This is a genomic window from Marinobacter sp. SS8-8, assembly GCF_030540945.1.
Classification (GTDB): domain Bacteria; phylum Pseudomonadota; class Gammaproteobacteria; order Pseudomonadales; family Oleiphilaceae; genus Marinobacter.
In genome coordinates, this window is the sequence record NZ_JASSVN010000021.1 from 1 (window position 1) to 25495 (window position 25495).

General features: G+C 57.3%; 25 protein-coding genes. 9 read left to right on the plus strand and 16 right to left on the minus strand.

All coding sequences use genetic code 11. The features are described from left to right. Nucleotides 1-208: 208 nt before the first annotated feature. From aliB to QPL96_RS16665, 4 genes are read right to left on the minus strand one after another with little or no spacing between them, the layout of a single operon-like run. Nucleotides 209-1348 (minus strand): cyclohexanecarboxyl-CoA dehydrogenase, encoded by a 1140-nt coding sequence (gene aliB, locus QPL96_RS16650; protein ID WP_303288438.1) that lies wholly within the window; start codon nucleotides 1346-1348, stop codon nucleotides 209-211. Nucleotides 1349-1405: 57 nt separating this feature from the next. Continuing rightward, nucleotides 1406-2188 carry an enoyl-CoA hydratase-related protein gene (locus QPL96_RS16655; protein WP_303288439.1) on the minus strand — a complete coding sequence of 261 codons (783 nt, stop codon included), beginning with the start codon at nucleotides 2186-2188 and terminating at the stop codon, nucleotides 1406-1408. Nucleotides 2189-2220: 32 nt separating this feature from the next. Continuing rightward, complete coding sequence (locus tag QPL96_RS16660) at nucleotides 2221-2988, minus strand: SDR family NAD(P)-dependent oxidoreductase (protein WP_303288440.1); 768 nt, start codon at nucleotides 2986-2988, stop codon at nucleotides 2221-2223. Between the two features lie 35 nt (nucleotides 2989-3023). Beyond that, the gene (locus tag QPL96_RS16665) at nucleotides 3024-4688 is read right to left on the minus strand and encodes an AMP-binding protein (RefSeq protein ID WP_303288441.1); all 1665 of its coding nucleotides are present in this window, start codon (nucleotides 4686-4688) and stop codon (nucleotides 3024-3026) included. A gap of 212 nt (nucleotides 4689-4900) precedes the next feature. On the opposite strand from QPL96_RS16665, the gene QPL96_RS16670 reads away from it, so the two are divergent. The 5 genes from QPL96_RS16670 (at nucleotide 4901) to QPL96_RS16690 (ending at nucleotide 10442) form a co-directional block, all read left to right on the plus strand. Then, a complete protein-coding gene (locus QPL96_RS16670; RefSeq protein WP_303288442.1) occupies nucleotides 4901-5677 on the plus strand; it encodes an enoyl-CoA hydratase in 777 nt (258 codons plus the stop codon). Between the two features lie 23 nt (nucleotides 5678-5700). Beyond that, on the plus strand, nucleotides 5701-6897 hold the full coding sequence (locus tag QPL96_RS16675) for an acyl-CoA dehydrogenase family protein (protein ID WP_303288443.1): 1197 nt from the start codon (nucleotides 5701-5703) through the stop codon (nucleotides 6895-6897). 9 nt (nucleotides 6898-6906) lie between these two features. Next, a complete protein-coding gene (locus tag QPL96_RS16680) occupies nucleotides 6907-8061 on the plus strand; it encodes an acyl-CoA dehydrogenase family protein (protein ID WP_303288444.1) in 1155 nt (384 codons plus the stop codon). A 43-nt stretch (nucleotides 8062-8104) separates the two neighbouring features. Next, entirely contained in the window at nucleotides 8105-9286 is a 1182-nt protein-coding gene (locus tag QPL96_RS16685; RefSeq protein WP_303288445.1) for an acyl-CoA dehydrogenase, read from the plus strand. A 211-nt stretch (nucleotides 9287-9497) separates the two neighbouring features. Continuing rightward, nucleotides 9498-10442, plus strand: a complete 945-nt coding sequence (locus QPL96_RS16690; protein WP_303288446.1) for an AraC family transcriptional regulator — start codon at nucleotides 9498-9500, stop codon at nucleotides 10440-10442. Here the strand turns inward: QPL96_RS16690 and QPL96_RS16695 are convergent. The 11 genes from QPL96_RS16695 to QPL96_RS16745 all read right to left on the minus strand — a co-directional run bounded on the left by QPL96_RS16695 (nucleotide 10388) and on the right by QPL96_RS16745 (nucleotide 20952). After that, a complete protein-coding gene (locus QPL96_RS16695; RefSeq protein WP_303288447.1) occupies nucleotides 10388-11221 on the minus strand; it encodes an IclR family transcriptional regulator in 834 nt (277 codons plus the stop codon). The genes QPL96_RS16690 and QPL96_RS16695 overlap by 55 nt on opposite strands. Before the next feature lie 268 nt (nucleotides 11222-11489). After that, nucleotides 11490-12203, minus strand: a complete 714-nt coding sequence (locus QPL96_RS16700) for an ABC transporter ATP-binding protein (RefSeq protein ID WP_303288448.1) — start codon at nucleotides 12201-12203, stop codon at nucleotides 11490-11492. Further along, nucleotides 12200-12967 carry an ABC transporter ATP-binding protein gene (locus QPL96_RS16705; RefSeq protein ID WP_303288449.1) on the minus strand — a complete coding sequence of 256 codons (768 nt, stop codon included), beginning with the start codon at nucleotides 12965-12967 and terminating at the stop codon, nucleotides 12200-12202. Before QPL96_RS16705 ends, QPL96_RS16700 begins: the two co-directional genes overlap by 4 nt. Before the next feature lie 2 nt (nucleotides 12968-12969). Further along, a complete protein-coding gene (locus QPL96_RS16710) occupies nucleotides 12970-13926 on the minus strand; it encodes a branched-chain amino acid ABC transporter permease (RefSeq protein ID WP_303288450.1) in 957 nt (318 codons plus the stop codon). A gap of 13 nt (nucleotides 13927-13939) precedes the next feature. Next, nucleotides 13940-14803 carry a branched-chain amino acid ABC transporter permease gene (locus QPL96_RS16715; protein WP_303288451.1) on the minus strand — a complete coding sequence of 288 codons (864 nt, stop codon included), beginning with the start codon at nucleotides 14801-14803 and terminating at the stop codon, nucleotides 13940-13942. 98 nt (nucleotides 14804-14901) lie between these two features. Then, nucleotides 14902-16077, minus strand: coding sequence for an ABC transporter substrate-binding protein (locus tag QPL96_RS16720; RefSeq protein ID WP_303288452.1), 1176 nt, complete (start codon nucleotides 16075-16077; stop codon nucleotides 14902-14904). A gap of 176 nt (nucleotides 16078-16253) precedes the next feature. Beyond that, nucleotides 16254-17177 (minus strand): methyl-accepting chemotaxis protein, encoded by a 924-nt coding sequence (locus QPL96_RS16725; RefSeq protein WP_303288453.1) that lies wholly within the window; start codon nucleotides 17175-17177, stop codon nucleotides 16254-16256. 160 nt (nucleotides 17178-17337) lie between these two features. Then, nucleotides 17338-18126 carry an alpha/beta fold hydrolase gene (locus tag QPL96_RS16730; protein ID WP_303288454.1) on the minus strand — a complete coding sequence of 263 codons (789 nt, stop codon included), beginning with the start codon at nucleotides 18124-18126 and terminating at the stop codon, nucleotides 17338-17340. Nucleotides 18127-18149: 23 nt separating this feature from the next. Continuing rightward, on the minus strand, nucleotides 18150-19352 hold the full coding sequence (pcaF, locus tag QPL96_RS16735; protein ID WP_303288455.1) for a 3-oxoadipyl-CoA thiolase: 1203 nt from the start codon (nucleotides 19350-19352) through the stop codon (nucleotides 18150-18152). Between the two features lie 8 nt (nucleotides 19353-19360). Next, on the minus strand, nucleotides 19361-20137 hold the full coding sequence (locus QPL96_RS16740) for a CoA-transferase subunit beta (protein ID WP_303288456.1): 777 nt from the start codon (nucleotides 20135-20137) through the stop codon (nucleotides 19361-19363). Next, a complete protein-coding gene (locus QPL96_RS16745; protein WP_303288457.1) occupies nucleotides 20137-20952 on the minus strand; it encodes a CoA transferase subunit A in 816 nt (271 codons plus the stop codon). The genes QPL96_RS16740 and QPL96_RS16745 overlap by 1 nt, the downstream gene beginning before the upstream one ends. 195 nt (nucleotides 20953-21147) lie before the next feature. Here QPL96_RS16745 and QPL96_RS16750 point away from each other — a divergent pair, with 195 nt between their 5' ends. Next, entirely contained in the window at nucleotides 21148-21927 is a 780-nt protein-coding gene (locus QPL96_RS16750) for an IclR family transcriptional regulator C-terminal domain-containing protein (protein WP_303288458.1), read from the plus strand. A gap of 5 nt (nucleotides 21928-21932) precedes the next feature. Here QPL96_RS16750 and QPL96_RS16755 read toward each other — a convergent pair whose 3' ends face one another. Further along, nucleotides 21933-22835: a LysR family transcriptional regulator gene (locus tag QPL96_RS16755; protein WP_303288459.1), complete on the minus strand. Its 903-nt coding sequence runs from the start codon at nucleotides 22833-22835 to the stop codon at nucleotides 21933-21935. Between the two features lie 106 nt (nucleotides 22836-22941). Here QPL96_RS16755 and QPL96_RS16760 point away from each other — a divergent pair, with 106 nt between their 5' ends. From QPL96_RS16760 to catA, 3 genes are read left to right on the plus strand one after another with little or no spacing between them, the layout of a single operon-like run. Beyond that, the gene (locus tag QPL96_RS16760; RefSeq protein WP_303288460.1) at nucleotides 22942-24063 is read left to right on the plus strand and encodes a muconate/chloromuconate family cycloisomerase; all 1122 of its coding nucleotides are present in this window, start codon (nucleotides 22942-22944) and stop codon (nucleotides 24061-24063) included. A 49-nt stretch (nucleotides 24064-24112) separates the two neighbouring features. Then, a complete protein-coding gene (gene catC / locus QPL96_RS16765) occupies nucleotides 24113-24403 on the plus strand; it encodes a muconolactone Delta-isomerase (RefSeq protein ID WP_303288461.1) in 291 nt (96 codons plus the stop codon). Between the two features lie 60 nt (nucleotides 24404-24463). Next, nucleotides 24464-25405, plus strand: a complete 942-nt coding sequence (gene catA, locus QPL96_RS16770; protein ID WP_303288462.1) for a catechol 1,2-dioxygenase — start codon at nucleotides 24464-24466, stop codon at nucleotides 25403-25405. The last annotated feature ends 90 nt before the right edge of the window (nucleotides 25406-25495 follow it).

The window sequence follows — 25495 nt, forward strand, 5'->3', positions numbered from 1 at the left end:
GAACCTGGGTGCCTCCGAGGTATTGACGCAGCTGTTTACCGGGCGTGAGCCGGCTTTTATGTCGGCACCGGAACGGGGCTAACAGGGCTTTTTACGGGGAGGCAGCTGAATAGTTACGAAGCTTTTTTGTATTTTTCATTGTTCTAACTCCGCTACGATACTTTTTTGGTTTGGGTTCTCGTTACTGTTGTAAGGGTGACCAATTTGCTTACTTAGGCAGATATTCCCGTGCAACAATGTTTTTCATGATCTGAGCTGTGCCATCGCCTATCTGCAGGCCAAGAACGTCTCTCAGACGCTGGGCAAACGGCAGGTCCTCGCCCCAGCCGGTATGGCCGTGAGCCAGCAGGCACTGCTTGACGACGTCGAAGGCAAGTTTCGGTCCCCACCACTTGTTCATGGCCGCTTCGGCGTTATGGGGCAGGTTGTTGTCCTTGAGCCACAGCGCGTGGTAGCACTGCATGCGGGCGGCATGAACGTAGGTCTGGTATTCGGCCAGCGGATGAGTCAGGCCCTGGAAGGCGGACAGGTTCTGGCCGAAGGCGGTACGTTCGGTCAGCCACTGCCAGGTTTCATCCAGCGACTGCTGGGCCACAGCCAGGCATTGCAGGCCGATCAGGGCGCGGCTGTAATCGAAGCCCTGCATGACCTGTTTGAAGCCTTTGCCTTCGTCGCCCATCATGTGGCTGGCGGGCACCTCCACGTTGTCAAAGAAGATCGAACCGCGGCCGATGGCACGCTGACCGTTGTCCTCGAATCGGGTGGTGGTGATGCCCGGTGTGTTCATGGGCACCAGGAACGCGCTGATCCCGGAGGCGCGCTGTTCCACCGTGCCGGTGCGGGCGAATACCACCGCGACATCCGCCTGGTCGGCCATGGAGATGGAGGTTTTTTCGCCGTTGAGTACGTAGATGTCGCCCTTTTTCTCCGCTTTCAGGCGCAGGTTGGCGGCGTCGGAACCGCCGTGGGGCTCTGTCAGGGCGATGCAGGCCACCTTCTGGCCGGTGGTCATGCCGTGCAGCCATTCCTTTGCCAGGTCCGGTGCGGCATGGCTGGCAATGATCTGGCCGTTCAGGGAGGTCAGCAGGGGAATGTAGCCAACGTTGAAATCTCCTTTGGAAATTTCCTCGATGATCAGGCCGCTGGTGACACAATCCATGCCGCTGCCGCCGAACTCTTCCGGCAGCTCGCCACCGAGCAGACCCATCTCGCCGAGCTGGCGGATAACAGCCTTTTCGATGACCCCTTCCTGGTCCCGTTTGCGATAGCCCGGAGCCAGCACCTCGGCGCTGAAGCGGGCCACAACCTCGCGAATCGCGTTCTGTTCTTCATTGAATCCGAAATTCATGGTGTTCTCCGGGCGTTGTCTGTGACCCGGCGGTGCGTGGCCACCGGGTCGATCAGCTTACTTGTAGAATTTCCGGAAGTCCGGCTTGCGCTTTTCCTTGAAGGCGTTGACGCCTTCCTTGGACTCGTCGGTGTCGTAGTAGAGGCTCAGGGCCTGCATGCCCAGGGCGCCAATACCAGCAATGTTGTCGCTGTCGGCGTTGAAGGAGCGCTTGGCGATGGTCAGGGCCGTGGGGCTCTTCTCCAGGATTTCCTCACACCACTTCTGTACCTCTTCGTCCAGCTGCTCGGGCGGGACCACAGCATTGACCAGGCCCCATTCCAACGCCTGCTGCGCGCTGTACTTGCGGCACAGGTACCAGATTTCCCGGGCCCGTTTCTCGCCCACAACCCTCGCCAGATAGGCGGTGCCGAAACCGGGATCCACCGAGCCGACCTTGGGGCCGACCTGACCGAAGATAACGGTTTCCGAGGCGATGCTCAGGTCACAGATCACGTGCAGCACGTGGCCGCCGCCGATGGCAAAGCCGTTGACCCGGGCGATCACCGGCTTGGGGACTTCGCGGATGGTGCGCTGCAGTTCTTCCACCGGCAGGCCGATCAGGCCGCGACCGTCGTACTGGCCTTCATGCGCGCCCTGGTCACCGCCGGTGCAGAACGCCTTGTCTCCGGCACCGGTGAACACGATGACGCCGATGTCCTTGTTCCAGCCGGCGCGGTTGAAGGCGTCCAGAAGCTCCATGCAAGTCTGGCCCCGGAAGGCGTTGTAACGATCCGGCCGGTTGATGGTGATGGTGGCGACGCCGTTGTTTTCGTCGTACAGAATGTCTTCGTAATTCATGGTGCGCTCTCCTAAATCATGTAGCTGGTCGCTTAGCCGGCCATGGTCAGGCCGCCGGACACACTGATCACCTGGCCGGTAATGAAGTTGGCATCGTCACTGGCGAGCAGGGCGATGACGCCGGGGTAGTCTTCCGGTTGCGCCAGGCGTTTCATGGGGACCGCGTTGCGGAAGGCCTCCAGCAGCTTTTCCGGGTTCGGGGCGGTATCTGCCACGCCTTTGAGCAGGGCGGTGTCGGTGGGACCGGGGCAGACCACGTTCAGGCAAACGTTCTTGGTGGCCAGCTCCCGGGCCACGGTTTTGCTGAAGCCCACCAGGCCCGCCTTGCAGGCGGCGTAAACGGATTCACCGGAGGAGCCGACACGGGCAGCGTCGGAGGCCACGTTAATGACCTTGCCGCCGCCGGCGGCGATCATCTTCGGCAGCACCACGTGATGCATATTCAGGGCACCGGTGAGGTTGACTGCAATCAGTTGGTCCCAGAGTTTCGGTTCGGTCTTCAGGAAGGGCATGAAGCGATCGAAACCGGCGTTGTTCACCAGCACCGTCGGTACGCCCAGATCGTTTTCTATCGCAGCCACGGTGTCAGTGATCGCGGCATAGTCGGTGATGTCTGCGGCGTAGGCCTTGGCCTTGCCGCCTGCCTCGGTAATCAGGTCTACCGTGGCCTGGGCCGCGTGTTCGTCACGGTCCAGGACGGCCACCAGGCTGCCTTCCTCGGCAAAGCGCTGGCACACGGCGCGGCCGATGCCGCCACCGCCACCGGTGACGATGACTGTTTTTCCGTTCAGGCCTCTCATGATGACTTGCTCCTGTTGCTGTTAAATCAAAGGGGTCAACTGCGCTTGGCCGGTTCGAGGCGCACCTCTTTGGCTTGCTCACGCAGCTTGAATTTCTGGATCTTGCCGGAGGCGGTACGGGGCATGGCCTCGATCACCTCCAGATATTCGGGCAGATAGCTCTTGGAGAGTCTCTGTTCGATCAGGTAATTCTTGATGTTGTCGAGGGTCAGCCCGGTGGCGTTCTCGTCGAGGGTGACGTAGGCACACACCCGCTCGCCCAGTCGCTCATCCGGGCAGCCCACCAGTGCGACATCGACAATGCCCGGGTACTTGTAGAGCAGGTTCTCCACCTCGACGACAGGAATGTTCTCGCCGCCGCGGATGACCACATCCTTGGTGCGACCAGTGATGCGGATGTAGCCGTCCTGGTCCATGCGGGCGAGGTCACCGGTGCTGAACCATCCATCTTCATCCACGCCGTAGAGTTCCGGTCGTTTGAGGTAGCCGACAAACAGGCTCGCGCCCCTTACCAGAAGATTGCCTTCCTGGCCCGCAGGCAGTTCGTTGCCTTCGAAGTCGGTCACCTTGATGTCCATCCAGGGCAGAACCTTGCCGTCGGACTGGCTGGCCCGTTCGGCCGGGTCTTCCGGGCAAGTCATGGTGACGGCGCCGTTCTCGGTCATCCCCCAGGCGGAGACGATTTTCGCCTTCAGCACTTTGCCGGCCTGTTCGACCACCGCACTCGGAATCGGTGCGCCGGCAGAGACGAAAATGCGCAGAGAGTCGAGTTCGCCCTCGTGCTGAGGCGCGGTCTTGACCAGGTCCGCCAGGAAAGGGGTGGCGGCCATGGTGAAGGCTGGCTTCTCGGCGGCAATCACCTTACAAACGTATTCCGCATCCCAGATGTCCTGGAGAATGGCGGTGGTACCCAGGTAAACCGGCATCATGATGCCGTACATGAAGCCGGTCTGGTGGGCCACCGGTGAGGCCATCAGCACCTTGTCATCCGGAGTCAGGTGCAGCCGGTCGGCATAAGGCCGCACGTTGGAGAACAGGGTGTTGGAGGTGTGCATGACGCCCTTGGGTTCGCCGGTGGTACCGGAGGTGTAGAGGATCTGGATGGCGTCGTCGGCGGTGAGCTGGCGCTCGGCAAACAGGGCCCGGGTGTCCTGCTTTTCTTCCCAGGCAGTTTCTACAAGGCGCTGTTCAAAGCTGCGTTCGCCCTCTCCGCCGATCACCAGCAGGGTTTCAAGGTTGGGCAGTTCGGCCCGGATACCGTCGATCATGGCTTCGTAATCGAAGCCCCGGAAGACCTTGGGAATCACCAGCAGTTTTGCTTCGCCGTGCTTGAGCATGAAACGCAGTTCCCGCTCCCGGAAAATAGGCATCAGCGGGTTGAGGATGGCGCCGATGCGCATGCAGGCCAGGTGCAAAGCGGTGGTCTGCCACCAGTTAGGCAGCTGGCAGGCCACCACGTCGCCTTTACCGATACCCATGGCCGCCAGGCCCGCTGCCATACGGGTGACCTTGTCGTTCAGTTCCCGGTAGGTGAGCGCTGTGCGGGTATCGCTGGTGACCTGGTAGCCGACGATGGCCTCCCGGTCCGGGGTGCTGACCACGGCCTGGTCCAGGTAGTCGGTGATGAGTTTGTCGTTCCATGCGCCAATCTCGACCATGGCGGCACGGCGTTCCGGGTTGAGAGTGATGCCTGTATCCATCTGATTCACCTGTTGTGTCCGGTTTGTTGTTGGGAGGTCTGACCTAAAAAGCGGGTCGTTACCTTGTCAGTTTCAAGATACGCCTTCTCAAAATAATATGTCAACATATTGCCTTAAAAAATATTCGGGTGTAGTCTTTTTTAAATCGGATGAGTCAATAAAATGGCTTTATCAGGGTAATTATAAGAAATCGACTCTTAGTGGAGATGGTTATGAACTACAGCAACATATTGCTTGAAAAGTGCGAGGCTGTGGCCCTCATCCGGCTCAACCGTCCGAAGGTGCACAATGCGCTGAACAATGAACTGATGAACGAACTGACGTCGGCTCTGGAAGCCCTCGAAGCGGATAACGCCATCCGCGCGGTTGTCATCACCGGCAATGACAAGGTGTTTGCAGCCGGTGCGGACATTTCCGAAGTCCATGCCCTGGATTTCTCCCGGGCCTACCGTGAGCGCTTCATCTCGGCGAACTGGGAAGCCGTGACCCGCTGCCGCAAACCTGTGATAGCGGCAGTGGCCGGCCTGGCACTGGGTGGCGGCTGTGAGCTGGCAATGATGTGCGATTTGCTGATCGCGGCCGATAACGCGCGTTTCGGACAGCCGGAGGTGAAGATTGGCACCCTGCCCGGGGCCGGGGGCACCCAGCGACTTGCCCGTGCCATTGGCAAGGCCAAGACCATGGACCTGTGCCTGACCGGACGGATGATGGATGCGGAGGAGGCTGAACGCAGTGGTCTGGTTAGTCGGGTAGTACCGGCAGAGCGGCTGCTGGAGGAGGCGCTGGCCGTGGCCAAGGACATCGCCGGTTACTCGCAGATGGCTACCATGATCAACAAAGAGGCCGTGAACCAGGCCTTCGAGACCTCACTGCGCGCCGGGGTGGAATACGAGCGCCGCCTGCTGTGGTCCAGTTTTGCCAGTGAGGATCGCAACGAGGGTATGACAGCCTTTCTCGAAAAACGTCAGCCCGAGTGGAAGCACCGTTAACCTTTAGAAGCTCAGGAGCGATTATGGATATTCATTTCACCCCCGAAGAGCAGGCTTTCCGCAGTGAGGTACGGGCATTTCTCGAACAAAATCTGCCGGCTGATATTGCTGAGAAAGTTCGTTTGGGCCGCCGACTCTCGAAAGAGGATCACCAGCGCTGGCAGAAGATCCGCAACAAACAGGGCTGGTATGCAGTTAACTGGCCGGTGGAATATGGCGGCACCGGCTGGTCCGTGGTGCAGAAGCACATCTTTGACGAGGAGTGCGCCGCTGCTGGAGCGCCCAGGTTGGTCGCCTTCGGCGTGAATATGGTAGCGCCGGTCATCATCAAGTTTGGCACCCAGGCCCAGAAGGATTACTACCTCCCACGGATTCTGCGCAGCGAGGACTGGTGGTGCCAGGGCTATTCCGAACCCGGCGCCGGTTCGGATCTGGCTTCCCTGAAAACCCGGGCCGAGCGCGATGGTAATGATTATGTGGTTAACGGTCAGAAGACCTGGACCACCCTCGGCCAGCATGCCAACCGGATTTTCTGTCTGGTCCGCACCGATTCCGAAGCCAAGAAGCAGGAGGGCATCTCGTTCCTGCTGATCGACATGGATACCCCCGGCATTACTGTGCGTCCGATCATCACCCTGGATGGCGAACACGAGGTCAACGAGGTGTTCTTCGACAACGTCCGGGTGCCGGTAGAAAACCTGGTGGGCGAGGAGAACAGGGGCTGGACCTGCGCCAAGTACCTGCTCACTCACGAGCGCACCGGTCAGGCTGGCATCGGACTCTCCAAGGCGGCTCTGGCCCATCTGAAAGACATGGCCGGCGCCGAGACTGTGGCCGGCCGGCCACTGATTGACGACCCGTTGTTCCGCGCCCGTATTGCCGAGGTGGAAATGCGCCTGATGGCGGTGGAAATGAGCACCCTGCGGATTCTGGCCGCCACCCGCGACGGTGGCGTACCGGGCGCTGAGAGTTCGTTGCTGAAGATCCAGGGCTCTGAGATCCGGCAGGCGATCAGTGGTCTGATGCGCAAGGCGCTCGGACCCAATGCACTGCCGTTCCTGGAGCCCGAGCTGGAACCGGATTTTGAGGGCGAGCCGCTGTACCGGGATTACAGTGCCTCCCCGGCGAGCCAGTATTTTAATCTGCGGAAATTGTCGATCTACGGCGGGTCTAACGAAATTCAGAAGAACATCATCGCCAAGCAGGTTCTGGAGCTGTAGGAGGGCGCCATGAATTTTGAATTGAATGAAGAACAGCAGATGCTGGCGGACACCGTTGAGCGTCTGGTCCGAAACACCTATGGCTTTGAGCAGAGAGAGGCTTTTTACCAGAGTCCCCAGGGGTACAGTCCCGAGTTCTGGCGGCAGTTATCGGAGCTCGGCATCACCTCCGTACCGATTGCGACTGACTATGAAGGTTTTGGCGGAACCGGCGTCGAGAACATGCTGGTGATGAAGGAACTTGGGCGTGGCCTGTGCCTCGAACCTTACCTGCACTCCCAGATATACGCGGCCGGCCTGATCCAGCAGCTTGGCTCCGTGGAGCAGCGACAGAATATCCTGCCGTCGGTGGCATCAGGCGAACAGTTGCTGGCGGTGGCGGACGAAGAAGCGGGCACCCACTGCCATTCGGAGGCGAGCGAATGCACCGCCGTTCCCTGTGAGCGGGGCTGGCGTCTGAGTGGCCACAAACGAGTGGTTATCGGGGGCGAGATTGCCCACACCATTCTGGTAACCGCCCGGATGAGTGATGGAAACGGGGTCAGCCTGTTTTTACTGGACCCGGCAGCGGAGGGTGTCTCTCGCACCGGCTACCCCTGCATTGACGGCCCCAGGGCCTGTGATCTGGAGCTCTCCGACGTCTACGTTGAGGCGGATGCCCTGATCGGCCCTGCGGGCAAGGCAGGGCCGGCACTGGCCTACCAGCGCGGCCGGGCTTTGGCGGCCCAGTGCGCCGAGGCGCTGGGCAGTATGGAAGAGGCCTTCCGCCTGACTCTGGAGTACCTGAAAACCCGCCAGCAGTTCGGCTCGCCGATTGGCCGTTTCCAGGCCCTGCAGCATCGGATGGCGGAAATGCGTGGAGAGCTGGAGCTGGCCCGCTCTATGACCATTCTGGCGGCATGCGTGGCAGACGACCCGGATTCGAGCGAGCGCAGCCGCCGGCTGGCAGCCGCCAAATTTGTCGTCGCCCGGGCGTCGGAGCTGATTGCGGAGCAATCTATACAGTTGCATGGAGGCATCGGCATGACCTGGGAATATTCACTGGCACACCACGCCAAGCGCCTGGTGATGCTCACCCATCAGTTCGGGGATGATGATTTCCACCTCGGACAGTATTCGGCTCTGCTGGAATTACCACGGCAGTCGTCACGGCAGGTGGCCTGAAAGCCAACCAACAAGACAAGATCCACAAACGGAGACAAACGACATGGCCAACCAAGCAAGTTTCAACTGGGAAGACCCGCTGTTGCTGGACCAGCAGCTGACCGAAGAAGAGCGCATGGTGCGCGACAGTGCCCGCCAGTTTGCCGAAAGCAAGCTCCGCCCCCGGGTGCTGGAAGCCTTCCGTAACGAACAGACTGATCCGGCGATTTTCCGGGAAATGGGTGAGACCGGTCTGCTGGGTTGCACCATTCCCGAGCAATACGGCGGCAGTGGCCTGAACTACGTCTGCTATGGCCTGATTGCCCGGGAAGTAGAGCGGGTGGATTCCGGCTACCGCTCCATGATGAGCGTGCAGTCGTCCCTGGTGATGGTGCCCATCTACGAATTCGGTAGTGAGGAGACCCGCCAGAAGTACCTGCCGAAACTGGCCTCCGGCGAGTGGATCGGCTGCTTCGGCCTGACCGAGCCGGATCACGGCTCTGATCCCGGCAGCATGGCGACCCGGGCGCGCAAGGTGGACGGCGGCTACCGCCTGACCGGCAGCAAGATGTGGATCACCAACAGCCCGATCGCCGATGTATTCGTGGTCTGGGCCAAGGACGACGACGGCCAGATTCGCGGCTTTGTTCTGGAGAAAGGCTGGGAAGGCCTGAGTGCCCCGGCCATTCACGGCAAGGTGGGCCTGCGTGCCTCGATCACCGGTGAGATCGTGATGGACGGGGTGTTTGTGCCGGAAGAAAACGCGTTTCCGGAGGTGCGGGGCCTCAAGGGACCATTCACCTGTCTGAACTCGGCCCGATACGGCATTTCCTGGGGAGCGCTCGGGGCCGCCGAAGATTGCTGGCACACGGCCCGCCAGTACGTGCTGGACCGCAAACAGTTTGGCCGGCCGCTGGCGGCCAACCAGCTGATTCAGAAGAAGCTGGCGGACATGCAGACCGACATCACCTTGGCTCTACAAGGTTGCCTGCGGCTTGGACGAATGAAGGATGATGGTACAGCCGCTGTTGAGATCACATCCATCATGAAGCGCAATTCCTGTGGCAAGGCTCTGGATGTTGCCCGCTTGGCCAGGGATATGCTCGGGGGTAACGGCATCAGTGATGAATTCGGGGTGGCTCGCCACCTGGTCAATCTGGAGGTGGTGAATACCTACGAGGGTACCCACGATGTCCATGCCCTCATTCTTGGCCGGGCTCAGACGGGAATTCAGGCTTTCTTCTGACCGTCGTGTTTGTGCGAGACGGAACGTCGAGAGCAACGCGATTTTTTAAGTACGTATGAAAGATGGTGGGTCCATCGGGCATTGGCCCACTGCTTCCTTTTCCCCCAGAGCGCGGAGTCAGAAGCTTTAAATCTTGGTCCTATTGTTAGTTGCATGATCTATCTTATTAATTTAGAGTGAATCAATTCACAATAAATAAAACGGAGTGGTCATGTTCTCTCGTTCACTGGCTGCAGCTACTATCTTTCATGGTGCACACCCCGAGGATGTCTCCGCGTTTGTAAACCGTCATATTGGCAGTCATAGTCTGGATCTTTTGGCTGGCGAAAACCGAGCGTCCAGTTTGAGCTACCGTGAATTCGCCGGTTTTGGACTGTCCCGCATCAGTTATGGCAACCATGTGCGTGTTAAAAGCCCGGCGCTAGAGAACATCTACCATTTTCAGATTGTAACCAGAGGGGAATGCCGGTGGCGTCAGGACGATGACTGCCTGACGATGCGTCGGGGGCAGGCGCTTATGGTTAATCCAGACGAACGGGTTGATCTGGAATATAGCCCTGAGTGCGAGAAGATCATTATCAAAGTGCCACAGTCCGTCATGAACTCGGCGCACCCTGGCTGCGGTAGGAAAGACGTCCGGTTTGACCGGGTTCCGGTGAATCTGGCGTTGTGTCCCTCGCTGACCAACGTTCTTGAGGCGGTATTCGCCGAGTTTGAAGAAGCGGAAGAGAAAGATGCTTCGGATATCTCAGTTTCCTACCGCGAGATTATTTTGAAAAAGCTGCTTCGGGTTTTTCCCAGCAATCTGAGTGATCAGGGCGAGGTTTTGGCCAGCTCTCCGGGCCTGGATCGAATAATCCGCTACATCGACCAGAATGCCAGGGAAGATATTGGCATTGAGGAGTTATCGAAGGTGTCCAATATGAGCGTGCGGTCAATTTACAATGCATTTTCGCGTGCTTTTTCAACGACCCCCAAAACCTACGTCAAGCAGGTGAAACTGCGGAAACTGCGGGAAGATCTTTTGCGCGGCCGATGCCGAAACATTACCGAAGTGGCTTTGGACTACGGATTCGGGCACCTCGGACGCTTTTCCTCTGATTATCGGAAGCTGTTCGGGGAACTGCCCTCGGAGACTGTCCGATTGTCTGGCTGACCGCAGATCTGCCGGGTGATCTTCTCGGCGCATTGTCGAACCTGTTGGAAGAGTGCTGAGTCCTCGCTGATGTCGGTGTCTCGTTCCAGACCTAGAAGTGTGATTACGGTAACAATATTGCTATTTAGATCGTGCACCGGCATGCTCAGGACGTTTATTTCCGGCAGATAATCACTAAAGAACGCGCAGTAGCTCTGTTTTCGAATCAATTCCAGATGTGCCCCTAGCTTCTCCCTCGGAATACCTTTGCCCCGGTGTCTAGGAAGTGTGCGTGTGGACCGGTAGTGCTCTTCAATCAACTCCCGGCGCCTCGCTTCTGGCAGGTTGGCGAGGTAAATCCGGCCCGACGCGGAGTTCAGGGCAGAAAGCTCGGCACCCAGACGCACATTCACAGAAATGGGCAGGCTTGAATCCAGCCATTTGATTACCAGTGGGCCGGTGCCATTCCAGACTGTGACAGAAACTGTCTTGTCAGTATCCTCGTTTAACTGGTCTACCGCTTCGTATGAAAGCTGGATCGGATTGATACGCCGCAAGGCGGAAATTCCGAGGGTCAGGCTGGAATTTCCCAGGGTGTACTGAGTTTGATTGATCTGGTTGATGTAGCCTTCCCGCAGCAGGCTGACCAAATATTTGTGGGCGCGGCTGGGCGAGAGGTCGAGGGCGCCGGACAATTCTTTCAGTGTGGGCGGTCTTGCCGCGGTTGAGATGTACTCAAGTATGTGAAGGCCGATTTCTAGAGAGCCTATGCCCTGTCTTTTGGGGCTTGCATCTTCCATGCGGGTCGCCGTAACAAAATTGCTGATAGAACCGTTTGATGAAGGATAACAGACGCCGGCAATACGTGCGGCCTGTCTTTTTACCTGAAGACGTATGCTCACAAGGAATTAACCGTCGCCTTACTCAAACCGGAAGCTTTTGCGAGCCCGGTTGGAGGGTTCCGATAGTTCACTTGCCGTCTCCTTTTTGTTGGCTAAATGAACTATCGTTGATTCAGGGCCGGTCAAATATCCGGTAAATGAACATCCCTATCCATTTTTTGTAGCGTTAAACGCTCAGTGCAGTTTCAACCTTTTCAATGTTTTGAGTGAGTTCTTCCGAGCTTCCGTCGAAGTGGACTTTACCCTTCACAAGAACCACGTGGCGGTCACACAACTTTTTGAGGGCTTTTATGTTTTTGTCCACGACCAGGGTTGAGATCCCGGACTCTCGGATCGTGGCAATCACGCTCCAGATGTCCTGGCGAATCAGTGGCGCCAGACCTTCAGTAGCCTCGTCCAGGATCATCAGCCGTGGATTGGTAACGAGAGCACGACCAATTGCCAGCATCTGCTGTTCACCGCCGGACAACTCTGTACCCAGATTGGACAGCCTTTCCTGTAGACGTGGAAAGGTTTCCATCACCCTTTCGAAATCCCAGCTGGTCTGGCCATCGCTTCCCGGGCGAGCCGCCATCTGCAGGTGTTCCTTTACGGTAAGGTTGTGGAACATCCCACGCCCTTCAGGGACGTAGGCGATATCTCTGCGCATGCGCTTCCAGGTGGGTAGCTTGCCGATGTCTTCGCCATCGAAGAAAACGTGGCCGCTGCGTGGTGGCACGATGCCGAGTATTGATTTCAGGGTGGTGGTCTTCCCCATGCCGTTTCGACCCATGAGGCTCATCGACTTGCCTTTCTCGAGCTGAAAAGACAGATCGTGGAGGATGTGGCTTCTGCCATAAAGAGTATTAAGGCTCGTTACTTCCAGAAGGTTATTACTCATGCCGCTTCCTCCTCGTCTTCCTTACCCAGATAGGCTTCTTTCACACGGGGGTCATTCCGGACTTCATCCACGCTACCAGTGATCAGGTGGGTGCCGTTATCCAGCACAGTTAGCTGGTCAGACAACTCGAAGATGGCATCCATGTCGTGCTCCACGAGAACGATGCTATAGGTCTGCTTGAGCTCGTTCAGCAGCTCAATGATGCGCTGGGATTCCTCGTGTCCCATACCGGCCATAGGCTCATCTAGCAACAGGATGCAGGGGTCGGTTGCCAGCACCATGGCCAGCTCGAGCTGGCGCTGTTCGCCGTAGGATATTTCAGCTGCGATAGTGTGGATGCGACTTTCCAGCCCTACCTGGCACAGCGCCTTCTCGGCGGCTTCCCGCACCAGTTTGTTGGCATGACGTGAGGTAAACAGGTTAAAGCTGCCGGTAAAACGTCGCTGTGCGGCTACGGCACAGTTTTCGAGACAGGTCACATCTGCGTAAATGTTGGTTTTCTGGAAGCTGCGACCGATGCCGCGACGTACAAATTTCCAGGGTTTCATGCCCTCAATCTGATCGCCCTTGTGGAAAATGCAGCCGCTGGTGGGTTTCAGTGTGCCGCACAACATGTTGAGTAGTGTGCTCTTGCCCGCGCCGTTAGGGCCGACAACGCCGTGCAGTTGCCGGTCATGGAACTGCAGGGAGATGTCATTGAGCGCCTTGATGCCGCCCCAGTGTTTGCTCAAAGACTCGGTTTCCAGAATGATGTCATTGGACATGATTATTTCTCCAGGAGCTTTTCAAGGTAACCGGCAAGGCCTTTACGCAGCAGAAGAACCATCAGGATGATGGCGCCGCCCATGAACAGCATCCAGTCTTTGCTCATGTGTTCGAAGAAATACTGAAGGCCCTCATAGGTAATTGTGCCGAGAATGGCGCCGTAGATGGTGCCCATGCCTCCTAGGATGGACATTACCAAGGCAGTACCGGACATTTCCCAGGTCATGAATTGAGGATTCACATAGCCGTACTGCAGGGCGAACAGCAAACCGGCATAGGCCGCCAGGGTGCTGCCGATAACGTAGCTGATCAGCCGAAAGGCAAAAATGTTGTAGCCAAGCGCCACTGTACGTTCCGGGTTCAGCCGGCTGGCCTCGACAATACGGCCGAAACGCGAGCGCAGTATTATTTTGATGGCCACCACGGTGATAAGCACAGCCAGCAGTGCCAGATAATAGAAGTGGGTGGGGTTATCCAGGTTCAGGAAGCTCAGCCCGAATATGCTGGTCTCTGGCTTCATGAAAATAAACAGACCGTCGTTGCCGCCGAACTCCAGGGAGTCGAAGAAGTAGTAATAGGCCATCTGAGAAATGGCCAGGGTGATCATGATGAAGTAGATTCCGGAGGTTCGTAGCACCACCGCACCGATCACAAGAGCAACCAGTGCATTTAGCCCCATTATGTAGAAAGCGTAGATCCAGAAATTAACCGCCTCATATTCCGGCGTGAGAATCACGAATAAATAGCCGCCGAGGCCGTAGAACAGGGCATGACCCAGAGTGACCAGGCCAACTCGCCCAACCAGGAAATCCAGGGACATTACAAACACTGCCAAAATCAGGATGGTGGTGGCTTTACCCACGAAGAAGGAGTTCTCCTCCAGAAACAGGGGAATGCAGAGGGCGATGACAAAGAAGATCGCCAGAAAAATCCGTTCGGTGCGTTTTTCGAAGATCATGTTCGGCTCCCGCTTACTTGGCGAACAGGCCCTGGGGCTTCACCAGCAGCACCAGGATCATAAAGATGTAGATAATCATGTTGGACATGGTGGGGATCAGCACTGCAGCAAAGGTGCTTATTACACCGACAAGGAGTGCGCCCACGAAGGCGCCCTTGATCGAGCCCATACCGCCGATGACGACCACGACAAAGCCGGTGATCAATACACTCTCGCCCATGCCGGGAACAATAGACCGCATGGGCGCGGCGATGATGCCTGAAACGGCGGCCAACATGACTCCGATTGCAAACACGATGGTGTAAAGGCTTTTAATGTTGACTCCGAGGGCTTCCACCATTTCCCGGTTAGATTCGCCGGCGCGGATCAACATACCCAACCGGGTTTTGCTAACCACGAAGTACAGGGCAGCGGCAATAGCTACGCAAAGAGTCGCAGCGAATATGCGATAAACCGGATAGCTGGAGTTGTCGGTAAACGGTACAGAATCGCTGAGTGCGTCTGGTACAGCAACGCCATAGGGATCGTTGCCCCAGAGAATGCTCTGTAAAGCGTTAAACACGAAGATCATGCCGATGGTGAGCAGCACTTGATCCAGGTGGTTTCGATTATAGAGTCGCTGGATCAGTACGCGCTCGATGAGTATGCCGAGGCCGAGAGCGATTACCGCTGACAGGAAGGCGGATACGGTAAAGCTCCCGGTAATCGTCACGAAATACCACACCAGATAAGCGCCGACCATGTACATCGAGCCATGGGCGAGATTAAGAATACCCATAACGCCGAACACCAGGGTCAGGCCTGAGGCAATCAGAAACAGAAGCAACCCGTACTGGATACCATTAATGAGTTGCACGAAGAAGAGTTCGGTAGACATAGTAATACCCAACGGTTTTACGGATAGGTCAATTCAGGTGTGGGCAAGGAGCTTCAGGTAAGACCCCCGGCGCTAGCCGGGGGTAACAGAGTCCGTGCTCAGATCTGGCAGCCACGGGCGGGATCTTCAAGCGCTTCGGCGGCGACGGTCTGCACCACGTTCACGCCATCTTTCACTTCCCGCAGGTAGATGTTTTGAATCGGATTGTGTGCCCTGGAGAAAGTGAATTCTCCACGCGGGCTGTCGATGGTCAGCTTTTCCATGGTGCTGATGACGGCTTGCTTGTCTGAAATATCACCTTCAAGCTGGTCAATTGTGTTAGCGATCGCTTGCCCGGCGTCATACCCTTGAACGGCATAAATATCCGGGTAGTGACCATACTCAGTGTTGAATGCTTCGCGGAACTCCCGGTTTTTCGGAACGTCCAGCTGTTCTGCGTAGTGCAGGCCGGTCATCACGCCCTCGGCAGCCTCGCCTTGTGCTTGGAGGGTGCCTTCCGTAAGGAAGCCGGAGCCCATGAGCGGAATCTTGCCTCTTAGGCCCATGGCGTCATAATCCTTCACGAACTTGATCGCGCCGCCCCCGGCGAAGAATGTGAATACTGCATCGGGATTCTCATCAGCTATGTCGCTGACATGGGACTGGAAGTTGGTGGACGGGAACGGCAGCAGAACCTTCTCGACAATCTCACCCCCACCGGCTGTGAACGACTCCTCGAAGGCGTCCAGACTTTCGCGGCCCATGCCGTAGTTCCAACTAATGGCGTAAACCTTCTTGTAGCCTTTATCAAGCGCCACTTTGCCCATTGGGTAGGATGGCTGCCATGATGAGAAAGAGGTGCGGAATACGTTGGGCGAGCACAGTGGGCCCGTCGCTGCAGCGGAACCGGCATTGGGAATAATCATGATGGTATCTTTGCCGCGGAGCATTTTGATCATGCCCATAGCAACGCCGGAGTGAACCGGGCCAATCACGAAATCTGCTTTGTGCTGGTTCAGAAGCGCAGAGGCCAGCTCTGGAGCGCGTGAAGGCTTGGCTTCAGTATCAAGTTCGATGAACTCAACTTTTGAACCATGCAGTTTTTCAGCATGCTCTTTCAGCGCAAGCTTCAGACCATCTCGTCCGGCTTCACCAAGTTGTGCATAAATGCCGCTGAACGGAAGCATGACACCGATCTTCACCGGGTCACCAGCGGCCGCCAGGGCAGAGGTTGAGAGGCCGGCGGTAAGGGTCGTTGCCAGTACTGCACCGGCAAGCGTTTTGATCTTGCTCATTTCAACACCTCAGATTGTTGTTGTGGGTTCTTACATTAGAGGCGCGGGGAAGCTTTGGAGATATCCGATTTCTGCATAGGGGTGTCCGGTGTTTGCACAGACATCTTTGGCGCATCGTATTTCAGGAATTTCGCCGGCATAAAAATAAAGATTCGTCGTTTACCGCCGCCTGAAAATCAGTCACCTGCGATGACATCGGTATAAAGCTGATGGGTAAGTTCCCGCTGCACTTGCAAGCGCTCTGTGATTCCTTTGACCACTTCCATGCGGGCGACGGCTCCGGCCTGGATATCTTTCATCGCCTGTAGGGCTTCTTCGGAGTTATTCAGGCAGTGATTACAAGACTGGCGGATTTTTTCCATGCCGCTACCCGCCTCCACAGAAGTAGAGTTCAAGTTGTTTGCGATTTCACGGATGCTCTCGCTGGATTCGTTGGCGCGCACGGCCAGGTTACGCACTTCGTCAGCGACTACCGAAAAGCCTCGGCCGTATTCACCCGCTCGTGCGGCCTCAATGGACGCGTTCAGTGCCAGCAGATTGGTCTGTTTGGCAATATCCTGGATGTTGCCCACGATACTGCCAATTTCTTCTGACTGTTTGCCCAGCTGAGTGAAGACTTCGTCGATACGGGACATAAATTCTGCCAGCTCTCGAATCGAGGCCTCGGATCCGGCAATGCTGTTAGCGCTCTGGGCAACCTTTGCGCCGGATTCTTTGGCCAACTTACCAGCTTCATCCATTTCTACCAGGATCATGTTAACGTTGTTTCGTAGGTCGTCCAGATGACCTGTCAGGATGGGGTCTGCTGATGCCTGTTCTGGCGCAGGCGTTTCCGGTTCAAGAACCGGTTTAGGCTGGGGGCCCGGTATCAACACTGGTTCGCGTATGGTGACGATGGTTGGCTGCAACCTTGCACATAGAGTGAGTGCGGTAGCCGCCAGTCCAATTATTATTGCCGCAAGCGTGGCCTGGATGCTGGTAGTTGCGACAAGAAGCATCAATGCTGCACAGACGCATGCGAGGAATAGCACCCCAAATATCGGGGCTCTTGAAGTGCCGGCCGTAGAAGTTTTTTGGTCGAATCTTAAAGTGTTGTCCATGGTGCTGTTCTCGCCTGGAAGGGTCGCATCGTGGAGCAACGCTAAGGGCTTTTTCGGAATGAACCTATCCGTAAAGTGCAGAGTTCTATCCGCATATTGATTGGAGGAGAGGGAGGTCGGGGCCCTGGGAAGCGGGCCCTGGTTTGCAGGCAGTGAGAACTCAGATCAGGGAGCGAAACAGAATCTGGCTGAATTTCTCCGGGCACTCTACCGATGGCACGTGTCCAATCTCCTCCAGAATGATCGGCCCCGCGGCACCAGTTACGTCGGCCAGCGCTTTGAGTGTGTCCGGTGGCGTGGCGACGTCTTCAGAGCCCCCAATCAAATGCAAAGAGACTGCAGGTTCCCGGAGTTGATCGCGGAAATCAGCCTGGCCAAGCATCGTGCATAGCAGTGCATAACTTCGATCATCTCCGCGCCCCATGATCACCCGCCAGCCCTCTATCAACGCTGGTTGTTGTTGGCAGGCGGCCGGGCCGAACCAGCGTGGCACGATATCCACCGCCATGGCAGAAAGGCCGAGTTTCAGCACATTGGTTGAGCGGGCATTCCAGGCTTCGGGAGTGCCTATGACGGCGCCGGTATTCGTGAGTGTGGCGGAAAGCAGTTTTTCAGAGTGTTCGCTCACGAGCTGCTGGCCAATGGCGCCGCCAATCGATGTCCCCACAAAGTGGAAATGATCGGCGCCTGCCACTCTTGCGAGAGCGATAGCCTCCTGCGCCAGGTCTTCCGGTTTGATTTCGTCGGATTCCTCGGGCCAGCTACTGCTGGCACCATGACCAGGCAGGTCCCAGGTAAGAACACGGAACTTGCCAAGCAAGGCCGGCAGCATGTCGTCCCAAACGCCCTGGGTCATGCCGAGAGGGTGAGCTAGTATAATGAGCGGTTTCTCGCTATCACCTAACAGTCGATAGCAAATGGTACGATTCCTGTGTTTCAGAAAAGCCATGTCATCTCCTTGGAACGGGTCGATCAGACCCGCTCAATAAGTGTAGCAATACCCTGGCCTACGCCCACACACATGGTGCACAGGGCATAACGGCCGCCGGTGCGATGCAGCTGGTGCGCGGCAGTCATCAGCAGGCGTGCGCCGGACATGCCCAGCGGGTGTCCGAGGGCAATGGCGCCGCCGTTCGGGTTGACCCGGGGGTCGTCGTCGGCGATGCCCAGCTCACGCAGGACCGCCAGGCCCTGGGCGGCGAAGGCTTCGTTCAGCTCTATCACGTCGATGTCGGCGATGCTGATGTTCTGTTTCTCCAGCAGCTTCTGAACCGCTGGTACCGGGCCGATGCCCATAATGCGGGGTTCGACACCGGCGGTGGCCATGCCCAGGATTTTGGCCATGGGCTTGAGACCTTGCTGTTTCACTGCCGCTTCGCTGGCGACCAGCATGGCGGCGGCGCCGTCGTTGACGCCGGAGGCATTGCCCGCGGTCACGCTGCCCTTGTCACGGAACGGTGTGGGCAGGGAGGCAAGCTTCTCCAGGGTGGTGCTGCGGGGGTGCTCGTCGGTGTCGAACACCAGTGGGTCCTGCTTGCGACGGGGAATGGTGACCGGGACGATCTCTTCGGCGAAGACCCCCTCCAGTTGTGCCCGGGCGGTCTTCTGCTGGGATCGGAACGCAAACAGGTCCTGATCATCCCGGGAAATATTGAACTGTTCGGCGACGTTCTCCGCCGTTTCCGGCATGGAGTCGATGCCGTACTGCTTCTTCATCAGCGGGTTCACGAAGCGCCAGCCGATGGTGGTGTCCTCAATCTTCTGGCCCCGGGAGAAGGCGCTGTCCGCCTTGCCCATGACGTACGGGGCACGGGACATAGACTCCACGCCGCCGGCCAGGACAAGATCCATTTCACCGGCACGGATGGCGCGGAATGCAGTTCCCACGGCGTCCATGCCGGATCCGCACAGCCGGTTGAGGGTGGTGCCGGGTACGGACGTGGGCAAACCGGCCAGCAACGCGGACATGCGGGCCACGTTGCGGTTGTCTTCACCCGCCTGGTTGGCGCTGCCCATCATGACTTCGTCGATGGCCGCCGGGTCCAGTTCCGGGGCCTGCTCGAGCACGGCCTTGAATATGTGGGCGGCCAGGTCGTCGGGGCGCACGCTGGCAAGGGTGCCGCCGAAGCGGCCGATGGCCGAACGGCGGGGATGGCAGAGAAATACGTCAGTCATGGCAGGCCTCACTGTTGGCCGGAATGGTGGGCATTGGTGCGGGCTTTCAGATCCCGCAGCACTTCCAGTTCCCTGGCCGTGGGCGCTGGGGTGGTTTCCAGCTGGTCCGCGAAGCGGATGTCCCAGCCGGTTGCCTCGATCACGTCTTCACGGGTCACATTCGGGTGCAGGGAGGTGACCACCAGCTCCTTAGTCTCCGGGTCCGGCTTGAGGATACACAGGTCGGTGATAACCACCGTGGGGCCGCGGCCGATGTTCGGGACGTTGTCCCGGGCCTTGCCGTCACGGCCGAAGCCGACGGTGGTCACGAAGTCCACGTCCTTCACGAAGGTGCGCTTGGAGTGTTTCACGGTAATGAACACTTCCTTGGCGTTGGTGGCAATTTCCGGGGCGCCACCGCCGCCGGGCAGACGAACCTGCGGCTCGCGGTAATCGCCAATCAGGGTGGTATTCAGGTTGGCGAAACGGTCGATCTGGGCAGTACCCAGGAAGCCGACGCTGATGTGGCCGCCCTGCAGCCAGTAGCGGAACATCTCTGGTACCGAGACTGTGGTCAGTGCCGATTCGCACAGCTCGCCGTCACCGATGGACAACGGCAGTACGTCTGGCTTCGTCTGAAGGGTGCCTGATTCATAGATCAGCGTCACACCCGGGGCATGAGTCAGTCTTGCCAGGTTTGCCGCCTCACTGGGCAGGCCAATACCTACGAAGCAGGTCATGTCATTGGTCAGTGCGCGAGCGGCAGTGACGCTCATCATTTCGGAAGCGGTAAATTCGAGGCTCATCACGCAGCTCCTTTTTCAAATACGTTGTCTTTCAGCCAGGCCTGGAAGGTGTCGCGGTCGCGGGCGATACCATCCCAGTCCTTGTAGAAGGCGTTGTCCCGGTCGTAGTAGCCGAGTGCGTAGGAGGGTTTCGCGCCTCTGGGTGCTTCGGCAATGGCGGTTACCGCCCAGGACGGCAACACACAGGCATTCACCGAGGCACCCAGGTCATCCACAACTTCCTCAACGGTGACAATGCTGCGTTTGGCCGCTAGCACAACTTCCTTTTGGATGCCGACAATACCTTCAACCAGCACGTTGCCCTTGCGGTCGGCTCGCTGGGCGTGGATTACCGCTACGTCTGGACGAATGGAAGGCACTGCCGCCAGTCGTTCACCGGTAAACGGGCATTCGATGAACTTGATCTGGTCGTTGACCTTGGGAAGGTCACTGCCCACGTAACCTCGCAACACTGCAAGTGGCAGGCCGGCGGCACCGGCCTCATAGGCATTTGCCATGGCGGCGTGGCTGTGCTCAAGGACTTCCAGCTTGTTCGGCCAGCCTTTCTCAACGGCATCCCGCAGACGATGCAGGGAGCCCACGCCAGGGTTGCCACCCCAAGAGAAAATCAGTTTTTTCGCGCAGCCCGCGCCGATCATCTGGTCATACACAAGATCCGGGGTCATCCGGATCAGGGTCAGGTCGCGCTTTTCCTGGCGGATGATTTCATGGCCCGCCGCAAACGGGATCAGGTGGGTGAAGCCTTCCATCGCCACGGTGTCACCGTTGTTGATGTGTTTGCTTACCGCAGCCTGGAGAGAGAGGAATTCAGCCATCGCAGTGTCTCCATCGTGTCGTTGTAGAAAGTTCGATATACGAACATAAGTTTAATATGCGAACATAATGGGTGATTAGTTTTGTGCCGTCAAGTACAAATTTTCACCAACTGGAAAAATGCACGGATGTTCGGAATGCGAACGAGTTGATACCATGCACAGACATTGATTGCCCAAGGCGATGAAGGAGCCGAAGTGGACGAACAGATTCTCAAGCCCGGAGATCGGGATTATGTGGGTGCGCTGGCCTCGGGGTTGGAGGTTTTGCAGGCGTTTGATGCTGAGCACTCGCGGATGACCTTGAGTGAGGTTGCGGCGAGAGCGAACATGGATCGCGCCAAGGCGCGTCGCTTTCTGCTCACTCTCCATGCGCTGGGGTTTGTGAAACGGGCCGGTCGCCAGTTTGAGCTGACTCCACGGGTCTTGCAGCTGGGTTATGCCTATCAGGCTTCAAATCAGTACAGGGCTGTCATTCAGCAGTATCTCGAAGACATCACCGCCGAGCTTGGCGAGTCCTCATCCCTGGCCGTGCTTGATGGCGATGATGTGGTATATGTGGTGCGATCAGCCGCACGCCATCGGCTGATGGCGATAACGCTCTCGGTGGGCACCCGTTTGCCTGCTGCCTATACTTCCATGGGACGCGTGTTGCTGGCACAGCTTCCGGAACCGGAGCTTTCAGCATTTCTGGATCGCGTCCGCCTCGAACAATTCACGGCATCCTCTGTTACCGACAAGAGTGCTTTGCGTGAAGCCATTGATAAGGCGAGGAATCAGGGTTACGCGATAGTGGATCAAGAGCTGGATCTTGGTCTGCGGTCTGTGGCGGTACCGGTATTCTCCGGAGGCGGGGAGCTGCTGGGGGCACTCAATATCAGTACCAATGCTGCCCGGGTAGATATGGAAACCCTGATAGATGTGTATTTGCCACGCTTGCGGGCTGCTGCAGAAAAAGTGCGTCGCAGCGCACGGTAAGCAAGTTAAGGATACCGACCCGTCAACCGGTTCTCCACCAGTTCATCGAGTATCGTGTTTGCCAGGCGCATCACTGCGTTGGGGTTCTCGCCCCGCCGGCGCGACGCGATGACCGGTGTGGTAATATTGTTGTCCTCCAGTGGCATGAACTCCACACCCTCCCGGTTCAGTTTGCGAACCTGTTCAGGCACCAGTGTAAAGCCCATGTCGGAAGCGACCAGAGAAAGAGCCGTCTGCAGATCGTTGACGTGCTGGCTGACATGAACCTTAAGTCCGCGCCTGTGAAACAACCCTTGTGTAATGTCCGCAAAGTTGGGGCCTGGCCCCGAGGGAAAGGCCACCATAGGCCAGGCTGACAGTTCTTTCATGGATGGCGGATGTCGGGTGAGAGGGTGCCCGGCTGGAATGGCAGCAATAATTGGCTCGTCAAACAAAAGTTCCTGCGCCACATCTGGGTCGTCAATGCTGACTCGTCCAAAGCCGATATCGATCTTTCCCGTTTTCAGCGCCTCAATCTGTTCTCGTGTTTTCAGTTCGTGCAGTACGATCTCCAGGTTTTTGTTTCTGCGTAACCGGCGCACCATTAGTGGTAGCTGGCCATAGAATACCGAAGGCACGAAGCCAATCGAGAACAGAGTCTTGCGGTGTTGCGCAATGCGACGGGTATCTTCTACTGTTGCAAACACCTTGTCGAGAATCTGCCGCGCCTGTTCCAGGAAATACTCACCCCCGGTCGTCAGCTCCAGTCCTCGCGGTTTGCGAATGAATAGTTCTACCCCTATTTCCTCTTCCAGCTGTTTGATAGCTCTTGTCAGCGGTGGTTGAGCAATGAATAGTTTTTCCGCCGCCCGTGTAAGGTTGCCTTGCTCTGCCACGGCAACGAAGTACCGCAAGTGTCGCAGCTCCATCCATACCTCCAGGGTATCGGTTATTACTTAATCAATATTGGTTCACATAACTGAAACTTCGTACTGTTCGAATCACAGGCATTTTTACTTGCGATTCGGAGAGCACATGTCCGCCACCATTCAGTCCATTGAAGCGATCCTGGTCGATATCCCGACCATCCGTCCTCATAAGCTGTCCATGACAACCATGGGCGTTCAGAGCATGGTGATCGTGCGGATGAAAGACTCCGATGGTCTTGAAGGCCTCGGCGAGGCGACCACGATCGGCGGTCTGGCCTACGGCCCGGAAAGCCCCGAAAGCGTAAAGCTTACCATTGATACCTATTTCAAACCGCAACTGATTGGCCAGCCCGCGAGCAACCTCAATACCCTGAGGGTAATGCTAAACAGATTAACTCGCGGTAACAACCTGGCCAAGTCCGCCATTGAAACCGCGCTGCTGGATCTGCAGGGCAAGCGTCTGAACCGTCCGGTATCGGATCTGCTCGGCGGTGCCATTCACCTGCACATCCCGGTGCTCTGGACCCTCGCCAGTGGTGATACCGCAAAGGACATTGAAGAAGCCCTCGGCCTGATCGAAACCCGTCGTCACTGCGACTTCAAACTCAAGATCGGTTCCCGCTCGGTGATGGACGATGTTCGCCACGTCGCTGCAATCAAAGAAGCGGTGGGTGAGAGCGCCAGTGTCCGTGTGGACGTCAACCAGGCCTGGGATGAAGCCACCGCTGCCAAGAGTATGGCGGAGTTGCAGGCCGCCGGTATCGATCTGGTTGAGCAGCCGACTCCGATGAAGGACCACGCCGCACTGGTGCGGCTGTCCGAGAAATTCCATCTGCCGATCCTTGCCGACGAGGCCGTGGCGGATGCCAAGGATATGTACAACCTGGCCGCTGCAGGTTTCGCCGGTGCGGTCGCCATGAAAATCGCCAAGGCCGGTGGCCCGGCCCGCGCCCTGGAGCAGGCCGCTGTCGCTCAGGCTGCCGGAATCGGTTTGTACGGCGGCACCCTGTTGGAAGGCACTATCGGTACCGTCGCTTCCCTGCACGCCTGGTCCACGCTCGAGAACCTGCACTGGGGCACCGAGATGTTCGGTCCGCTGTTGATGAAGGACGACATCGTGGTCAAGCCGCTGAACTTCCATGACAACGGCGTGGCGCTGCCGGAAGGACCGGGGCTGGGTGTCGAGATTGATGAAGACAAGCTGGCCGAGTACCGCAGAAAGGCATAAGGCGACGGCCCCGAGAACGCCACAAAGATCAGTAAACGGAGGAAAGCACATGCTGTTCAAAGTCGAGATGAAGGTGAATATCCCCCACGACATGCCTGCGGAAGTGGCCGCAGACATCAAGGCCCGGGAGAAAGCCTACGCCCAGGATCTGCAGAAGCAGGGCAAGTGGCGCCACCTCTGGCGGGTGGCCGGCAGCTACGCCAACGTCAGCATCTTTGATGTGGAAGACAACGCCGAGCTGCAGGATCTTATCAGCAATCTGCCGCTGTTCCCCTACATGAATATTACAGTCGCGCCCCTGTGCCGGCACCCGTCGTCGATCCACGACGATGATCGTTAAAACCGTACACCGTTGCCAACTGATGTGAGCAACAACAACAAGACCACGAGGAGACCAACAATGACTGTTAAAACCATGCAAACTGCGGAAGTGAAGGATCTGCTGGAGAAAGTTGCCGGCTTCAACAAGGAAGGTGGAAATGAACGGGTGAAGAAGATAGTTCACCGTTTGATGCACGATATCTTTCAGATAGTGGAAGACTTTGACGTGACCCCAGACGAATTCTGGCAGGCCGTGTATTACGTAAACGAGCTTGGTCAGAACGGTGAGGCGGCGCTGCTGGCACCGGGGTTGGGTATGGATAAGTATCTGGACATCCGTCTTGATGCCGAAGACGAGCAGGCCGGCCTGGCCGGTGGAACTCCGCGTACCATTGAAGGTCCTCTTTACGTTGCGGGTGCTCCGAAAACTGAGGCTTTCGCCCGTATGGATGACGGTTCGGATGAGAACGCTGAAATCATGATTCTGACCGGTCAGGTTACGGATGAGGATGGGCAGCCACTCGCTAACGCCGTCGTTGATGTCTGGCACGCCGATACCAAAGGTGCCTATTCCTACTTCGACCAATCTCAGAGCGAGTACAACCTGCGTCGTCGAATCGTTACCGATGAAAATGGCCGTTATACTGCCCGTTCCATTATTCCCTCTGGCTACGGCTGCCCGCCGGAAGGTTCCACCCAGCAGCTTCTCAATCTTCTTGGTCGTCACGGCAACCGTCCGGCGCACATTCACTTCTTCGTCTCAAAGCCCGGTTATAAGCACCTCACTACCCAGATCAATCTCGCGGGCGACGAGTACACCTATGACGATTTCGCCTTTGCCACTCGTGAAGAGCTGGTGGTGGATGCAAACCGTGTAGAGGATTCGGCGAAATCTGAGGCGTTCGGTTTGAACAAGCCGTTTACCGAAGTGGAGTTCAACGTTCAATTGGTCTCCACCGACAAGCCTGAACTCCAGACCCGTCACGAGCGCAAGCGTGCGCTGGAGGGTGAAGTGGCCTGAGCAGGCCCTTTTACCAATACCTAAGGTTCATCGTTTTTGTGATTGACCACCCCGGCAACGGGGTGGCTTGGAAGAGTCGCGCCTGAAAAC

Excerpts from the sequence above, each read along its gene's own strand:
- aliB (WP_303288438.1), bottom strand. The coding sequence starts at position 1,348 with ATGAATTTCGGATTCAATGAAGAACAGAACGCGATTCGCGAGGTTGTG.
- QPL96_RS16655 (WP_303288439.1), bottom strand. The coding sequence starts at position 2,188 with ATGAATTACGAAGACATTCTGTACGACGAAAACAACGGCGTCGCCACC.
- QPL96_RS16660 (WP_303288440.1), bottom strand. The coding sequence starts at position 2,988 with ATGAGAGGCCTGAACGGAAAAACAGTCATCGTCACCGGTGGCGGTGGC.
- QPL96_RS16665 (WP_303288441.1), bottom strand. The coding sequence starts at position 4,688 with ATGGATACAGGCATCACTCTCAACCCGGAACGCCGTGCCGCCATGGTC.
- QPL96_RS16670 (WP_303288442.1), top strand. The coding sequence starts at position 4,901 with ATGAACTACAGCAACATATTGCTTGAAAAGTGCGAGGCTGTGGCCCTC.
- QPL96_RS16675 (WP_303288443.1), top strand. The coding sequence starts at position 5,701 with ATGGATATTCATTTCACCCCCGAAGAGCAGGCTTTCCGCAGTGAGGTA.
- QPL96_RS16680 (WP_303288444.1), top strand. The coding sequence starts at position 6,907 with ATGAATTTTGAATTGAATGAAGAACAGCAGATGCTGGCGGACACCGTT.
- QPL96_RS16685 (WP_303288445.1), top strand. The coding sequence starts at position 8,105 with ATGGCCAACCAAGCAAGTTTCAACTGGGAAGACCCGCTGTTGCTGGAC.
- QPL96_RS16690 (WP_303288446.1), top strand. The coding sequence starts at position 9,498 with ATGTTCTCTCGTTCACTGGCTGCAGCTACTATCTTTCATGGTGCACAC.
- QPL96_RS16695 (WP_303288447.1), bottom strand. The coding sequence starts at position 11,221 with ATGGAAGATGCAAGCCCCAAAAGACAGGGCATAGGCTCTCTAGAAATC.
- QPL96_RS16700 (WP_303288448.1), bottom strand. The coding sequence starts at position 12,203 with ATGAGTAATAACCTTCTGGAAGTAACGAGCCTTAATACTCTTTATGGC.
- QPL96_RS16705 (WP_303288449.1), bottom strand. The coding sequence starts at position 12,967 with ATGTCCAATGACATCATTCTGGAAACCGAGTCTTTGAGCAAACACTGG.
- QPL96_RS16710 (WP_303288450.1), bottom strand. The coding sequence starts at position 13,926 with ATGATCTTCGAAAAACGCACCGAACGGATTTTTCTGGCGATCTTCTTT.
- QPL96_RS16715 (WP_303288451.1), bottom strand. The coding sequence starts at position 14,803 with ATGTCTACCGAACTCTTCTTCGTGCAACTCATTAATGGTATCCAGTAC.
- QPL96_RS16720 (WP_303288452.1), bottom strand. The coding sequence starts at position 16,077 with ATGAGCAAGATCAAAACGCTTGCCGGTGCAGTACTGGCAACGACCCTT.
- QPL96_RS16725 (WP_303288453.1), bottom strand. The coding sequence starts at position 17,177 with ATGGACAACACTTTAAGATTCGACCAAAAAACTTCTACGGCCGGCACT.
- QPL96_RS16730 (WP_303288454.1), bottom strand. The coding sequence starts at position 18,126 with ATGGCTTTTCTGAAACACAGGAATCGTACCATTTGCTATCGACTGTTA.
- pcaF (WP_303288455.1), bottom strand. The coding sequence starts at position 19,352 with ATGACTGACGTATTTCTCTGCCATCCCCGCCGTTCGGCCATCGGCCGC.
- QPL96_RS16740 (WP_303288456.1), bottom strand. The coding sequence starts at position 20,137 with ATGAGCCTCGAATTTACCGCTTCCGAAATGATGAGCGTCACTGCCGCT.
- QPL96_RS16745 (WP_303288457.1), bottom strand. The coding sequence starts at position 20,952 with ATGGCTGAATTCCTCTCTCTCCAGGCTGCGGTAAGCAAACACATCAAC.
- QPL96_RS16755 (WP_303288459.1), bottom strand. The coding sequence starts at position 22,835 with ATGGAGCTGCGACACTTGCGGTACTTCGTTGCCGTGGCAGAGCAAGGC.
- QPL96_RS16760 (WP_303288460.1), top strand. The coding sequence starts at position 22,942 with ATGTCCGCCACCATTCAGTCCATTGAAGCGATCCTGGTCGATATCCCG.
- catC (WP_303288461.1), top strand. The coding sequence starts at position 24,113 with ATGCTGTTCAAAGTCGAGATGAAGGTGAATATCCCCCACGACATGCCT.
- catA (WP_303288462.1), top strand. The coding sequence starts at position 24,464 with ATGACTGTTAAAACCATGCAAACTGCGGAAGTGAAGGATCTGCTGGAG.